Annotated in this window: 10 protein-coding genes and 1 pseudogene; 3 read left to right on the forward strand and 8 right to left on the reverse strand. The window is 75.1% G+C overall.

What is annotated here, in order from left to right; all coding sequences use genetic code 11:
* Nucleotides 1–12: 12 nt before the first annotated feature.
* The 4 genes from ACH4SE_RS26125 to ACH4SE_RS26140 all read right to left on the reverse strand — a co-directional run bounded on the left by ACH4SE_RS26125 (nt 13) and on the right by ACH4SE_RS26140 (nt 5,058).
* Nucleotides 13–657, reverse strand: coding sequence for an HNH endonuclease family protein (locus tag ACH4SE_RS26125; RefSeq protein ID WP_398545904.1), 645 nt, complete (start codon nt 655–657; stop codon nt 13–15).
* A 273-nt stretch (nt 658–930) separates the two neighbouring features.
* On the reverse strand, nt 931–2,124 hold the full coding sequence (locus ACH4SE_RS26130) for a TerD family protein (RefSeq protein ID WP_398545905.1): 1,194 nt from the start codon (nt 2,122–2,124) through the stop codon (nt 931–933).
* 650 nt (nt 2,125–2,774) lie between these two features.
* Nucleotides 2,775–3,782, reverse strand: coding sequence for a helix-turn-helix domain-containing protein (locus ACH4SE_RS26135; RefSeq protein ID WP_398545906.1), 1,008 nt, complete (start codon nt 3,780–3,782; stop codon nt 2,775–2,777).
* A gap of 127 nt (nt 3,783–3,909) precedes the next feature.
* Nucleotides 3,910–5,058, reverse strand: coding sequence for a macrolide family glycosyltransferase (locus ACH4SE_RS26140; protein WP_398545907.1), 1,149 nt, complete (start codon nt 5,056–5,058; stop codon nt 3,910–3,912).
* Between the two features lie 401 nt (nt 5,059–5,459).
* On the opposite strand from ACH4SE_RS26140, the gene ACH4SE_RS26145 reads away from it, so the two are divergent.
* Complete coding sequence (locus ACH4SE_RS26145; protein WP_398545908.1) at nt 5,460–5,909, forward strand: hypothetical protein; 450 nt, start codon at nt 5,460–5,462, stop codon at nt 5,907–5,909.
* A gap of 25 nt (nt 5,910–5,934) precedes the next feature.
* On the opposite strand, the gene ACH4SE_RS26150 is transcribed toward ACH4SE_RS26145, so the two are convergent.
* On the reverse strand, nt 5,935–6,744 hold the full coding sequence (locus tag ACH4SE_RS26150) for an NAD-dependent epimerase/dehydratase family protein (protein ID WP_398545909.1): 810 nt from the start codon (nt 6,742–6,744) through the stop codon (nt 5,935–5,937).
* Nucleotides 6,745–7,041: 297 nt separating this feature from the next.
* Here ACH4SE_RS26150 and ACH4SE_RS26155 point away from each other — a divergent pair, with 297 nt between their 5' ends.
* The gene (locus ACH4SE_RS26155) at nt 7,042–7,974 is read left to right on the forward strand and encodes a 5-dehydro-4-deoxyglucarate dehydratase (RefSeq protein WP_398545910.1); all 933 of its coding nucleotides are present in this window, start codon (nt 7,042–7,044) and stop codon (nt 7,972–7,974) included.
* Nucleotide 7,975: 1 nt separating this feature from the next.
* Nucleotides 7,976–9,157 carry a hypothetical protein gene (locus ACH4SE_RS26160; RefSeq protein WP_398545911.1) on the forward strand — a complete coding sequence of 394 codons (1,182 nt, stop codon included), beginning with the start codon at nt 7,976–7,978 and terminating at the stop codon, nt 9,155–9,157.
* A gap of 255 nt (nt 9,158–9,412) precedes the next feature.
* On the opposite strand, the gene ACH4SE_RS26165 is transcribed toward ACH4SE_RS26160, so the two are convergent.
* The 3 genes and pseudogenes from ACH4SE_RS26165 to ACH4SE_RS26175 form a co-directional block, all read right to left on the reverse strand.
* The gene (locus ACH4SE_RS26165) at nt 9,413–10,309 is read right to left on the reverse strand and encodes a hypothetical protein (protein ID WP_398545912.1); all 897 of its coding nucleotides are present in this window, start codon (nt 10,307–10,309) and stop codon (nt 9,413–9,415) included.
* A 173-nt stretch (nt 10,310–10,482) separates the two neighbouring features.
* Nucleotides 10,483–11,013 (reverse strand): annotated as a pseudogene (locus tag ACH4SE_RS26170) (SigE family RNA polymerase sigma factor); the annotation flags it as partial.
* Nucleotides 11,014–11,230: 217 nt separating this feature from the next.
* Nucleotides 11,231–12,064, reverse strand: coding sequence for a class I SAM-dependent methyltransferase (locus tag ACH4SE_RS26175; RefSeq protein WP_398545913.1), 834 nt, complete (start codon nt 12,062–12,064; stop codon nt 11,231–11,233).
* Between the last annotated feature and the right edge of the window lie 85 nt (nt 12,065–12,149).

Below are 12,149 nucleotides of genomic sequence, written 5' to 3' on the forward strand. Positions count from 1 at the left end.
TTTCCGCGCGTGTCAGCAGCCGCTCAGTACCGAGCTGAGCTCCGACTTCTCGGCGCTGTCCACGGTGAGGCCGTAGTAGTGCTTGACCTGCACCCAGGCGCGCGCGTAGGTGCACCGGTACGAGGCCTGGGGGAGCCACTCGGCCGGGTCGCTGTCGCCCTTGGAGCGGTTGGCGGACGCGGAGACGGCCAGCAGCTGCGGGCGCGTCACGTCGTTGGCGAAGGCCTGCCGCTGTGCGGTGGTCCAGGCCCAGGCGCCGGAGCCCCAGGCCTCGGCGAGCGGCACCAGGTGGTCGATGTCGAAGGTGGACGGGTCGGTCGTGGTCGCACCGTCGTAGACGCTCTTCCACGTGCCGGACGTGGCCTTGCAGGAGCTGTCGGTCGTCACGCCGCTGCCGTCCCGCTTCAGGACGTACTCGCGGGTGTCGCAGGTGCCCGAGATGGTGATCCAGGTCGGGAAGAGGTTCCGGTCGTACGTCGAGGCGTGCGTCTCGGCGGTGGCCGGCATTCCGGAGAGGTACGTGCGGGCGGTGGAGGCGGCGATGGGGGTGGGCAGGGCGGCCGAGGCGCTGCCGCCGCCGGCCAGCAGGGCGGTCGCGGCGAGCGCGACGGTGCCGGCGGTGGCGGCCACGCGGTGGGCGAGACGGTGTGCGGACATGGCTGAGCGCTCCCGTGGCTAGGGGGTCGAGGGTGAGGGGGTGTGCTCACACCAGCGTCCCGGCCCGGGTTCTATGCGGGTAGATGCTCAGCGGTAAAATTTAGGTGGCCATGACACTACGGGCGGTGTCCAGCGCCCGGCGCACAACCGGACGGTCCAGTTCCGTAAGTGGAACCGGACCGTCCGGTAGGCCTGGCGGCGCGTCAGGAGCGGCCGGGTGCACCCGCGTTCCGCGGGGCTCGCCGGGACGCGCCGGGCGCGCGGCGCGTGCCGTCAGAGCGCCGCGGCGCCCGGCTGGACGAGGGCCCTGGCGGTCTGACCGTCGGCGAAGGTGCCGAGCGCCGTCATCTCCCACTCGCCGGAGAACTGCCGGACGAGCTTGGCCATCAGCACGCCCGTGCGCGGCTCGCTGCCGGTGAGGTCGAAGCGCACCAGCTCCTCGCCGGTGGAGTCGTCCAGCAGCCGGCAGTACGCCTTGGCGACCCCGTCGAAGGTCTGCCCGGAGTAGGAGTTGACCGTGAAGACCAGGCCGGTCGCGTCCTGCGGGAGGCGGCCGAGGTGGACGACGATCGTCTCGTCGTCGCCCGAGCCGTGGCCCGTCAGGTTGTCGCCGGAGTGCTTGATCGCGCCCTTCTGCGCCTTCTTGTGCCCGAAGTAGCACGTCTCCAGGTGGTTGCGCTGCGGGCCGTAGACGATGACCGAGGCGTCCAGGTCGATGGCCGGGCCGCCGTAGGCCGGCTCCCAGCCGAGGCCCATCCGGACGGAGGAGAGCAGCGGCTTGCCGGCCTTGACGAGGGAGACGGTCTCGTTCTTGCGGAGGTTGACGCGGCCCTTGTCGAGGCTGATCCGGGCGGGGGCGGCGGGGGGTGCCGCCGGGGGCGCGGACGGCGGGGGCGGCAGATGCGCGGCCGCGGGGCCCGAGGGCGGCGGCGGGCTCTGCGGTACGGGCGGGGCGGCCGCCGGGGCCTCCTCGACGCTGACGCCGAAGTCGGTGGCGATGCCCGCGAGGCCGTTCGCGTACCCCTGCCCGACCGCCCGCACCTTCCAGGCGCCGCCGCGGCGGTAGATCTCGACGACGACCAGGGCCGTCTCCGGCCCGAGCCCGGCGGGGGAGAAGGTGGCGACGACGGCGCCGTCGTCGGCGCCGCGCACGGTGGCCGTCGGGGTCGTCCCGGAGAAGGCGCCGCCGCCGTCGATGCTCGCGGTGACGACGATCTTCTCGATGCCGGGCGGCACGAGTGCGGTGTCCACGGTGATGGCGTCGGGTGCGCCGCCCCCGCGCGCGCGGTGCGTCACCCCCGGCCCGCCCTGCGGCTGGTTGTAGAAGACGAAGTCGTCGTCGGAGCGCACCTTGCCGTCGGCGGTGAGCAGCAGGCCCGAGACGTCCAGCCGCACCGGCGCGCCGACCTCGACGGTCACGCGGGGCACGGGCAGCGGCACATTCGAGCCGGGGGTCATTGCGGTCATGTCCGCATTAACGCCCGGCCCGCCTTTGCGGTTCCATTACCCGCACCCGTCCGGGTGTGCCCCCGGGAGCCGCTGCCGCACGGCCCGGGCCGGAGCCGCAGGGCCCCGCCGGGCGCCTGGTGTGGACCGCGCCCCGCTCCCGGGGGGCGGGAGCGGGGCGCGGGGCCGGGGTGCGGGAGCCCGCGTCGCCGGGACGCCGCGGACGGCCGGGCCGTCCCGTGGAGGCAGGACGTGCCGCGCCCGTGGGGCGCCGGCGCTTCCGGTCCGGGAGGCAGGTGTCAGTGCCGCGGGTGGAGGAGCGCGGCTCCCCGGATGTCCCGTCGCCGCCGCGCCCCGCCCGGTACGGCGGGTGGACGACGTGCCGGCTGTCGTCGGGGCCGGTCCGCCGCGCGTTGCTGCCGGCCGCAGTGGTCCCAGCACTGCTGACGACGGAGGCACCGACCAGGTCCAGTGTTACCGCGGTGGAGGATGTCCATGTGCCGAGGGAGTTCCTTTTCGTCGTGCTCTGCCCGTTTTCCCGCCGGGAGCCGCGGTGTCCACGCCCTGGCGCGTGGCCGCTTCCCGGCGGTCACGAGTTTAGGTGCGCGCAGGCCGCGGTTATGTGCCGCGCGCGCAGGGCTCCTTGACGATGCGTGCAGGCGTCCGGGACGTCACGCGCACGAGGACCAGGACTCCGCCGCCGCCGCGCGGTAGGCCTGCGGGGTCGTGCCGTAGGCGGCGCGGAAGGCGCGGCTGAAGGCCGCCGCGTTGGGGAAGCCCCAGCGGGCGGCGATGACGTGGACGGGGTGGCGGCGCAGCTGCGGGCGGGCCAGGTCGGCGCGGCAGCGTTCCAGCCGGCGGCGGCGTATCGAGGCGGCCACGCCCTCGGCGCCGCCGGCCGCGCCCGGGCCGTGGGCGTGCGCGGCGCGCTCCTGGAAGAGCGTGTAGAGGCGGCGCAGCGAGATGTGGTGGGCCTCGGCGACGGCCCGCGGGGTGAGGCCGGGGTCCGCGAGGTTCTGCTCGATGAAGGTGTCGATACGGCGCAGCAGCACGTGGGTGCGGGCCGCGTCCGGCGGTTCCGCCTCCCCGCCGAGCTGCTGGACCAGGCACGAGACGGCCAGCTCGACCGCCACGCCGCCGAGCCTGCCGAGGTCCTGGGGCCGTACGCCCGGCCCGTTCCCCGCCACGGCGGCCAGGAACTGCGCCAGCACGGCCCCCATCCCCGCGCCGCCGTCCACGCGGCGGGCGAGCAGCCGCTCGACCTGACGGCCGGCCAGCGGCATGGCCGCCTTGGGTATCTGGAGGACGAGCGCCTCGACGCTGCCGCCGTCCAGGCCCGAACGGGACTCGTAGGGCCGTGAGGTGTCCCACAGCACCATGTCCCCGGCGCGCAGCTTCGCCTCACCGGCGCCCTGCGCGTAGCAGGCCGAGCCCCGGGTCACCAGCCCCAGCTGGTACTGCTCGGGATCGCCGCGGCGGATCAGCGCGGGGGTGCGCCGGGAGTGCAGCGGCGAGAACGCGAAGCGCGACAGCTGCGCGGTGCCGAGGTCCAGGAACGCCCCCTCGGCGTGGAAGCCGGCCGGGTCCCGGGCGGAGAAGGCGGACGGCATCAGGGCGCTGGAGACCGTCTCCACGAACCAGTCGAACCTGTCCGGTGGCGGCACCTCAACGGCCGTCACTCCACGCCACATCACCGAACCCCCGTCCTTTCGCTCTCCCCGTCCGGGTGCACCATTGCCCGGTCGATTACGCAGTCTGCCCGACGGCCCGGGGGTTCCCCCGGGCCGTCGGGGCGTGTCGTGCGCGTCAGTTCAGCATCGCCTCGACGAGATCGGCGGCCCGGGAGGCGCCGCCCTCGGACCGTGCCGCGGCCCGCAGGACGGCCGAGCGGCGGGCGACCGCGGGATCGGAGGTCAGGGCGAGCAGGGCCGAGCGCAGGGCCCCGGGGGTGGCGTCGGCGGTGTCGAGGCGGCGGGCGACGCCCAGCTCCACGAGGCGGTCGGCGTTCATGAACTGGTCGGCGGCCTGCGGCACCGCGATCATGGGCACTCCCGCGACCAGCCCCTCGCTGCACCCGCCCATGCCGGCGTGCGTGACGAAGGCGTCGGCCTGGGCGAGCACCGCCCGCTGCGGGACCCACGGGTGCACCTCGACGTTCGCCGGGACCGGGCCGAGGCCGGCCGGGTCGGTGTGCCGGCCGATCGACAGGACGACGTGCCACCCGGGCAGGCCGCCGTACGCCGCCAGGCACCGCCGGTAGAACTCCGGCTGCCGGGTGAACGCCGAGCCCAGCGAGACCAGCAGCACCTTCGCCGCGCCCGCCGGCCGGCTCCAGGCGCCGGTCTCCTGCGCGAGGTCGAAGCACGGGCCGACGAAGGTCACCGCGCGGGTGTCGACGCGGTCGGCGTGCGGCTGCATCGCGCGGGTGATGAGCGCGAGCGCCTTCGCGGGGTGGCCGACGAAGGCGTCGACCCCGGTGGTGGCCGCCCCGCAGCCCGCGAGCCAGCGGGCGAACCGCTCGTGGTAGGCGTCGGCGCCCGGCAGCTGCCGCACGTGGACGGCGACGTCCTCCTCGTAGCCGTCCCAGCCGACGAACGTCGGCGACAGCTGCACGAGCGGCCGCCCCTGCGCCTCGGCGAGGGCGCGCCCGGCGTAGGCGCCGATGTCGTAGAGGTACACGTCCGCCGGGTCGGCGTCGTACACGGCGCGCAGCCGGGGCAGGGCCTGCACCGCGTCGTCGAGGAAGAGGCCCATCGCGGCGACGGGGTCCTCGGGCCAGGCGTTGTCGGCGACGGGCAGGACGGAGGCGCAGGGCACCAGCTCGGCGCCGGCGGACGTGACCAGGCCGGCCACGGAGGGGTCGTTGGCGTACGTCACGCGGTGGCCGCGCGCGACCAGCTCGCGGAGGACGGCGAGACCGGGCAGGACGTGGCTGACGATGGGGACACCGATCATCGCGACATGGGCACGGCGACGGGACACGGGTGATCAACTCGCTTCAGGTCTACGGCGGACGGGTACGGCACACCCGCACGCCGCCCCCCTCGACCGGTCGTCCCGGGAGCGGGCCGCGCGCACGCGGGTGTGCGACGGGGAGCGGGCGCTGGCCCGCCCCGCGTCAGCCGTAGAGCTGATGCATGAAGAACATGCCCGGGAGCCTAATGCGCCCCGGACGCCGGGGCATTCCGTTTTCGGCCGGCCGCGGCCGCCGCGGAGGACGGCCGCTGGTCACGGACTCCTTCCGTCCGCTTCCGCAGCCGTTTTCGGACGGCCGCGTGGCCGGGAACGGCCTGTTCGCCGGTTCCGGGCACTCCCTAGCCTTGGCGCGAATTCGTGGCTCCTGCATCGGAGGACATGTGAAGTCCCTGCGTGTTTCGGCGGTGGCGCTCTCGCTCACCGTCGCGTCCCTCGCGACCGTCGTGGTCGCCGCCCAGCCCAGTTCCGCGGCCGGCGTTCCCGCGACCATCAGCCGGTCGGTGACGATCACCGGGGACTCGATCTCCGTGAAGCTCCCCGCCGCCGGTCCGCGCCGGATCACCCTGAAGGGCGCCACCTACACCTGGAGGGAGAGCATGGACACCGTCGTCCAGGATCCCGCGCGGACCCTGGTGCTGGCCGCCGGCGACTACGACTGGCAGTGCGCCCTCACCGGCCCGACGCTGGACCAGTTCCTCTACTACAGCTACTGCCGCCTCGAGAACGTCTCGACCGGCGGTGTGGCCTACCTCCCGTACAGCGGCTTCGACGAGTTCGCTCTCGGTGAGGGAACCCACACCTGGACCAACACGCTGACGCCGAACAGCTGAGGCCCGCCGGGGGCCTGGCGGGGCCTCAGTGCGGCCAGACGGGCGGCTCGGTGCAGAAGGCGCCACCCAGGTTGGCGTGCGCCGGGTCGTCCGGGTCCAGCTCGCCCTGCTCGGCGACGATCCCGGCCGCGAAGACCTCGGAGTCGTCCTGCGGGTCGTAGCCGAGGGCGCGGGCGGGGGCGAGGTCCCACCACAGGCGGGTGTTGGCGGAGCTGCCGTAGACCACCGTGTGGCCGGTCACGTCGGCGGTGAGGGCGGCGTGCAGCAGGCGGGCGCAGTCGGCGGGGCTCATCCACACCGACAGGGCCCGCACCGTGGTGGGGCGCGGGAAGCAGGAGCCGATGCGGATCGAGACGGTCTCGATGCCGTGCCGGTCGGCGTAGAGCTGCGCCAGATCCTCGCCGAAGCACTTGGACAGGCCGTAGAAGGTGTCGGGGCGGCGGGGGGTGCCGATCGGGATGAGCGGGTCGCCGTCTCGCGGGCGGGGGGTGTAGCCGACCGCGTGGTTGCTGGAGGCGAAGACGACGCGCCGCACGCCCTCGGCCCTCGCGGCCTCGTAGAGGTTGTAGGTGCCCTCGATGTTGGCCTTGAGGATCTTGTCGAAGGTGGACTCCAGGGAGATGCCCGCGAGGTGCACGATCGCGTCGACGCCGCGGACGGCCTCGCGCAGCGCCCCGGTGTCGGCGAGGTCGGCGGTGATCGCCCCGGGCTCGCCCTCGACCGGGAGCATGTCCAGCAGCCGCAGCTCGTAGCCGTAGGACGGGAGCAGGCCGCGCATGAGGGTGCCGAGGCCGCCGGCGGCGCCGGTGAGCAGAATGGTGCGGGGAGCGGGCATGTCGGGTCTCTCCTCGGTCTCACCGGCCGCTGGGGCCTGGGGCGGTGCGGTACGCGGGGCCGGCGCGGACGGGAGGCCTCCGGCGGCGCCCCGCCGAGTATATCCGTGGCCGTGATTCATGTATATGGACGACTTTTGCCTCGGCGGTGCCTCCCCGCGGCCTCTCTGACCTGCGCTCGTCGGCTTGACCCGCGCGCGGATGCTCGCCTAGCGTGGCAGCGTTCATGAGTATGGACGTGGATCAGATGAGCGCACAGGTCGGATGAGCGCACAGATCCGGACCTCCAAGGGGACCCGATGACCGCACCCTCACTCGCCGAGCGCCTCGACGGCCTGCTGTTCTTCCCCGTGACGGCCTTCGGCCCGGACGGCGCCCCGGACCTCGACGTCTTCCGCGCCCATGTGCGCGCGGGGGTGGACGCCGGCGCGGCGGCCGTGTTCGCCTGCTGCGGCACCGGCGAATTCCACGCCCTGACGCCGACCGAGTTCGGGGCGTGCGTGGCCGCCGCCGTCGAGGCGGCGGGCGGGCGCGTCCCGGTGCTCGCGGGCGCCGGGTACGGCACCGCGCTCGCCGCCGAGTACGCCGCCCTCGCCGAACGGGCGGGCGCGGACGGGCTGCTGGCCATGCCGCCCTATCTGGTCGTCCCCGACCAGGAGGGCCTGCTGCGGCACTACACCGCACTCGCCGCCGCCACACGGCTGGACGTCATCGTCTACCAGCGCGACAACGCCGTCTTCACTCCCGGGACCGTCGTCGAGCTGGCCAGGGTCCCCAACATCATCGGCCTCAAGGACGGCTACGGCGACCTGGAGCTGATGCAGCGCATCATCAGCGCCGTGCGCACCGAACTGCCCGGCGACGGCTTCCGCTACTTCAACGGCCTGCCGACCGCCGAGCTCACCGGCCTCGCCTACCGCGGCCTCGGCGTCACCCTCTACTCCTCGGCCGTCTTCGCCTTCTCGCCCGAGATCGCCCTCGCCTTCCACCGCGCGCTCACCACCGGCGACGACGCCACCGTCGGCCGGTTCGTCGACGGCTTCTACCGCCCGCTGGCCGACCTGCGCGGCAAGGGCCGCGGCTACGCCGTCTCGCTGGTCAAGGCCGGGGTACGGCTGCGCGGCCTGGACGTCGGGGAGGTCAGGCCGCCGCTGAGCGAACCGGCGCCCGCGCACGTCCGGGAACTGGCCGAACTCGTCGCACGCGGTACGGCCCTGCTGGAGGAGTGCTGACATGCGCGCCTCCGCCTTCGTCTACCCCTGGGACGTCAACGGCGACCCGGACGCCGCCGCACGCATCGCCGGCCTCGGCGTCGCGCAGGTGACCCTCGCCGCCGCCTACCACTCCACCCGCGCGCTCACCCCGCGCCACCCGCGGCACCGTGTCGTCACCGCCGCGCACTCCGCCGTGCTCTACCCGCCGGACGAACGCCGCTGGCAGGGCCGGGAGCCGGCGCCCTACCCGGCGGGCGACTGGGCGCCCGGCGACGCGTGGGGAAGCGCCGCGAAGGCGCTGGCGGAGGCGGGCCTGGAGGTGCACACCTGGGTCGTGCTCGCGCACAACTCCCGCCTGGGCGCCGAGTATCCGGACACCTCCGTCGTCAACGCCTACGGCGACCGCTACCCGTGGGCGCCCTGCATCGCGCAGCCCGCCGTCCGCGGCTACCTGCTCGACCTCGCCGCCGAGGCCGCCGTGCGCCCCGGCGCCGCGGGCACCGAGCTGGAGTCGCTCGGCTGGTACGGGCTCGCGCACCTGCACGCGCACGACAAGATCGGCGGGGTGCCGCTCGGCGACGCCGCGCAGTACCTGATGTCGCTGTGCTTCTGCCCGTCCTGCCGCGCCGGTTACGCCGGGCTGGGGGCCGACCCGGACGAACTCGCCGCCGCCGTGCGGGCCGCGCTCGTCCCCGTGTGGGCCGGGCGGCCCGAGGCGGCGGAGGGCATCGAGGCGCTGCTGGGCCCGCGGTGGACCGAACTGACGCTGACGTGGCGTACGCGGACGGCCGGTTCGCTCCAGGAGCAGGCCGTGGCCGCGGTGCGCGCCGCCGCCGCGCCCGGCTTCCAGGTGCTCCTGCACGCCGACCCGGTGCCGTACCGCTGCGGTGCCAACGCCGGGGTGGACGTCCCGCGGATCCTGGCCCAGGCGGACGGTCTCGTGCTGCCCTGCCCCGGCGGTCCGGCCGGCGCCGCGGGCCGCGCGGCGGTGCTCGGGCCCGTCGCCGCGCACGCCGGGCCGGACACGGTGGTGGCCGCCAACTTCACGGTGGTCTCCGGCATGGGCGGCAGCCCCGGCACGCTCGCCGCCGACGCGGCGCACGCCGCCGAGCTGGGCGCCACCCAACTGCGGCTGTACCACGCGGGGCTGGCGAGCGAGGCGGATCTCGCGGCGGCCCGCGCCGCCCTGCACACGGGTTGATCGTGTGCAGGGCGGGGGATGCCGGGGAGCGGCGATCATGGGGGTACCGCCGCGCCCCGGAGCTTCTCCTGAGGGGGAAGCGTGCTGGGCCGTGCACCCCCAAGTCGCCGCCGGGGCACGGGAGGTTGCCGCGGATCGACAAAATATTTCCGGCAGATTTCCCGGCGCCCCACTTGCGCCGTCCACACCTTCCGGCACGTGCCGCCGGACGCGCCGCACACCCCCGGAACGCGCGCCTTTCAGCCGCTCAGGCGGTCAGAAACCGCCGCCGACCGTCACCGAACCACCGGACGCGTAGCCCACGGTGGCGGTGTAGCGGTCGCCGTCCGTGCCGCCCTTGCCCGGGTCGTGGGTGAACTGCCCGGCGAAGGTGTACGTGTCGGCCGGCAGGGTCTGCCCGGCGGCCAGCGTCCAGCGGTAGACGATGTAGTCCGCCTCGGTCGACACCTGGACGCCCACCTGCGTGGCGTTGGTCCACGACGCCGAGTACGTCTCGCCGTTGACCCTGGCGATCCTCAGCTCCACCGTCAGCGAGGTGATCGGCTGCTGCGACGTCAGGGTCACGTCGCTCTCGGTCCAGTACGCGTCGCTGTTCGAGCCGAGCACGCCGTTGGACCGCAGCGGGCCGCTGCCCTGCGGCAGGCCCGAGCCCGACGAGGGCGCGCCGGTGGTCTGCGGGGGCGAGCCGGGGATGCTCGGCGGCGGTGCCTGGAGGGGCGGCGAGGCGGTCGTGCTGCGGCCCGCCGTGGTGTGCGGCGCGGGCGTCCTGCGGTGCGCGGGGGCCGTCGTGGAGTGCCGCTGCACGGGCACCCGGTGCTCGCTGGTGCCCGCGGTGTCCGAGGCGGCCGGGGAGGGCTGCGCCGGGTCGGCGCTGTCCGACGTGACGGTGGAGTGGCCCGGCTGGCCCGTCCCCGTGACGGCCCCCACCGCGAGGCCGCCGATGCCGATCGCGCCCGCCACGGCCGCGGTCACCGCGGTGACCCGCATCCACGGCGCCGCCGCGGGCCGGTCGTGGCCGCGCGCACCGGACTCCGGCGCGTCGTTCCCGGTGCCGTCCGCGGCCATCGCGTGCTCGACGCGGGCGAGCATGCGCTCCCTGTCGGGCCGGTGGGCGTGCGCGGCCTCCCGCAGCCGCTCCGGCAGATCGGTCATCACAGTCCCCGTCCCGTACGAGTACGAGCACGAGCCACATGACCCGCCGCACCCAGCAGTTGTGTCCCCGGGCCCATGTCGCCCGGGGAGCCGCCCGCCGCACCGACCGGGGTGTCCGGCCGTCCGGTGCGCGGCAGTCGTGCCGGGCCCGCCGTACCGCTCGCGGCCGACGGATCCCGTCCCTGCACCGTACCGGTCTCGGATGTCCGGGGTTGCAGCAGCCTTTCCAACTCCGCGATACCGCGTGACGTCTGGCTCTTGACGGTGCCCACCGAGATGCCCAGCGCGTCGGCCGTGTCCCGCTCCGACAGGTCGAACGCGTGCCGCAGCACCACGCACGCCCGCTTGCGGAACGGCAGCCGCTGCAGCGCCTCCCGCAGGTCCAGTACGGCCGGCAGGTCGGGCCCGTCGGTGCGCTCGGTGCGCTGCGACCAGAAGAGGGCGACGCGGCGCCGTTCGCGCACCGCGCTGCGGATGCGGGAGCGCGCGAGGTTGGCCACCACGCCGCGCGCGTACGCCACCGGGTGCTCGGTCGCCTTGACCCGGTCCCAGCGGCGCCACAGGGCCACCAGCGCGTCCGCCGCGAGGTCGTCGGCGGCGTCCGCCTCGCCCGTCAGCAGGTGTGCCAGCCGGGCGAGTTCGGCGTAGTGCCGTTCGAAGAACGCGTGGAACGCGGCGGAATCGTCGTCGACGGCAGTGCCCACGGTCACCTCTTCCTGCCCGGACCTCCCCGCCACGGCGCGGCGAGAGCGTAGCAGCGAGAAGAGGCTCTGGGCAGAGGTTGGGAATCACGGATTCCCGGCGGTAACCGCTGGTGAACGCGTTGTGATGGAGCGTGCGCGGGGCGCTGCCGCCGGGGCCGCCCGGACGGGGGCCCCGCGGCCCGGGGAGCGGGCCGCGCGCCCGCCTTCCGGCACGCCGTCAGACCGCCGCGCGCTCGCAGCGCTGGACGCGGGTCACGAGGTGCAGCTCGAACTCGCCGGAGGCCGTCTCCGGGCGGGACCTGAGGTAGGCCAGGATGCGCGCCACGGCGGCCTGCCGCTGCCCGGGCTCCATCACCAGCAGGTGGGAGTGGGTCGCGGCCGTCGCGGCCAGCGTCTCGGCGGTGCGCACCATCACGTGCGGGAAGTCGGCGCCCACCGCCGCGGAGAAGGCGGGGTGCGGCTCTATGGCGCGCTGCGGCTTCTTCTCCCAGCCGAGGAAGGACACCTGGCTCGGGGAGATCTCGCCCAGGCCCGCGATCCAGCCCACCCGGTCGTCGTCGGCGTTGGACAGCGTCGCCAGGACCCCGCCGGGCCGCAGCACCCGGGCGATCTCGGGCAGCGCGCGCTCCTGGTCGAACCAGTGGATGGCCTGGCCCACGACCACCGCGTCCACCGAGGCGTCCGCGAGCGGTATCCGCTCGGCCGCGCCGGGCAGCGCCGTGGCCCCGGGCAGCCGCTCGCGCAGCGTGCCCAGCATCTCCGCGTCCGGCTCGACCGCCGTGACGCGGTGGCCGAGCGCGAGCGCCTCGCGCGTCAGCTTGCCGGTGCCCGCCGCGAGGTCCAGCACGTCCAGCGGGCCGCCGCCGCGCCGCGCCAGCACGGGCGCGAGGGCCCACGCCACCGCCTCGGACGGGTAGCCGGGGCGGTGCTCGTCGTACTCCGCGGCGACAGCGCCGAAGGACGACGCGCGCCGGGCGACCCACTCCGCGACGTCGCCCGCCGGGGGACCGGCCGCGGCGCCCTCGTCGTTCCCGTTCGTCATGATCTCCATGGTCGCGAGCCTACGGCCGGGGATCGGGGCCGTGTCCGGGAGGCCCCGCCGTTCCCACGAAGGGGGCACCGCCGGCCGGACGGGT

This window comes from Streptomyces sp. NPDC020983, assembly GCF_044333485.1.
Lineage (GTDB): Bacteria > Actinomycetota > Actinomycetes > Streptomycetales > Streptomycetaceae > Actinacidiphila.

Excerpts from the sequence above, each read along its gene's own strand:
- ACH4SE_RS26175 (WP_398545913.1), bottom strand. The coding sequence starts at position 12,064 with ATGGAGATCATGACGAACGGGAACGACGAGGGCGCCGCGGCCGGTCCC.
- ACH4SE_RS26125 (WP_398545904.1), bottom strand. The coding sequence starts at position 657 with ATGTCCGCACACCGTCTCGCCCACCGCGTGGCCGCCACCGCCGGCACC.
- ACH4SE_RS26130 (WP_398545905.1), bottom strand. The coding sequence starts at position 2,124 with ATGACCGCAATGACCCCCGGCTCGAATGTGCCGCTGCCCGTGCCCCGC.
- ACH4SE_RS26150 (WP_398545909.1), bottom strand. The coding sequence starts at position 6,744 with ATGCCCGCTCCCCGCACCATTCTGCTCACCGGCGCCGCCGGCGGCCTC.
- ACH4SE_RS26155 (WP_398545910.1), top strand. The coding sequence starts at position 7,042 with ATGACCGCACCCTCACTCGCCGAGCGCCTCGACGGCCTGCTGTTCTTC.
- ACH4SE_RS26160 (WP_398545911.1), top strand. The coding sequence starts at position 7,976 with ATGCGCGCCTCCGCCTTCGTCTACCCCTGGGACGTCAACGGCGACCCG.
- ACH4SE_RS26140 (WP_398545907.1), bottom strand. The coding sequence starts at position 5,058 with ATGATCGGTGTCCCCATCGTCAGCCACGTCCTGCCCGGTCTCGCCGTC.
- ACH4SE_RS26165 (WP_398545912.1), bottom strand. The coding sequence starts at position 10,309 with ATGACCGATCTGCCGGAGCGGCTGCGGGAGGCCGCGCACGCCCACCGG.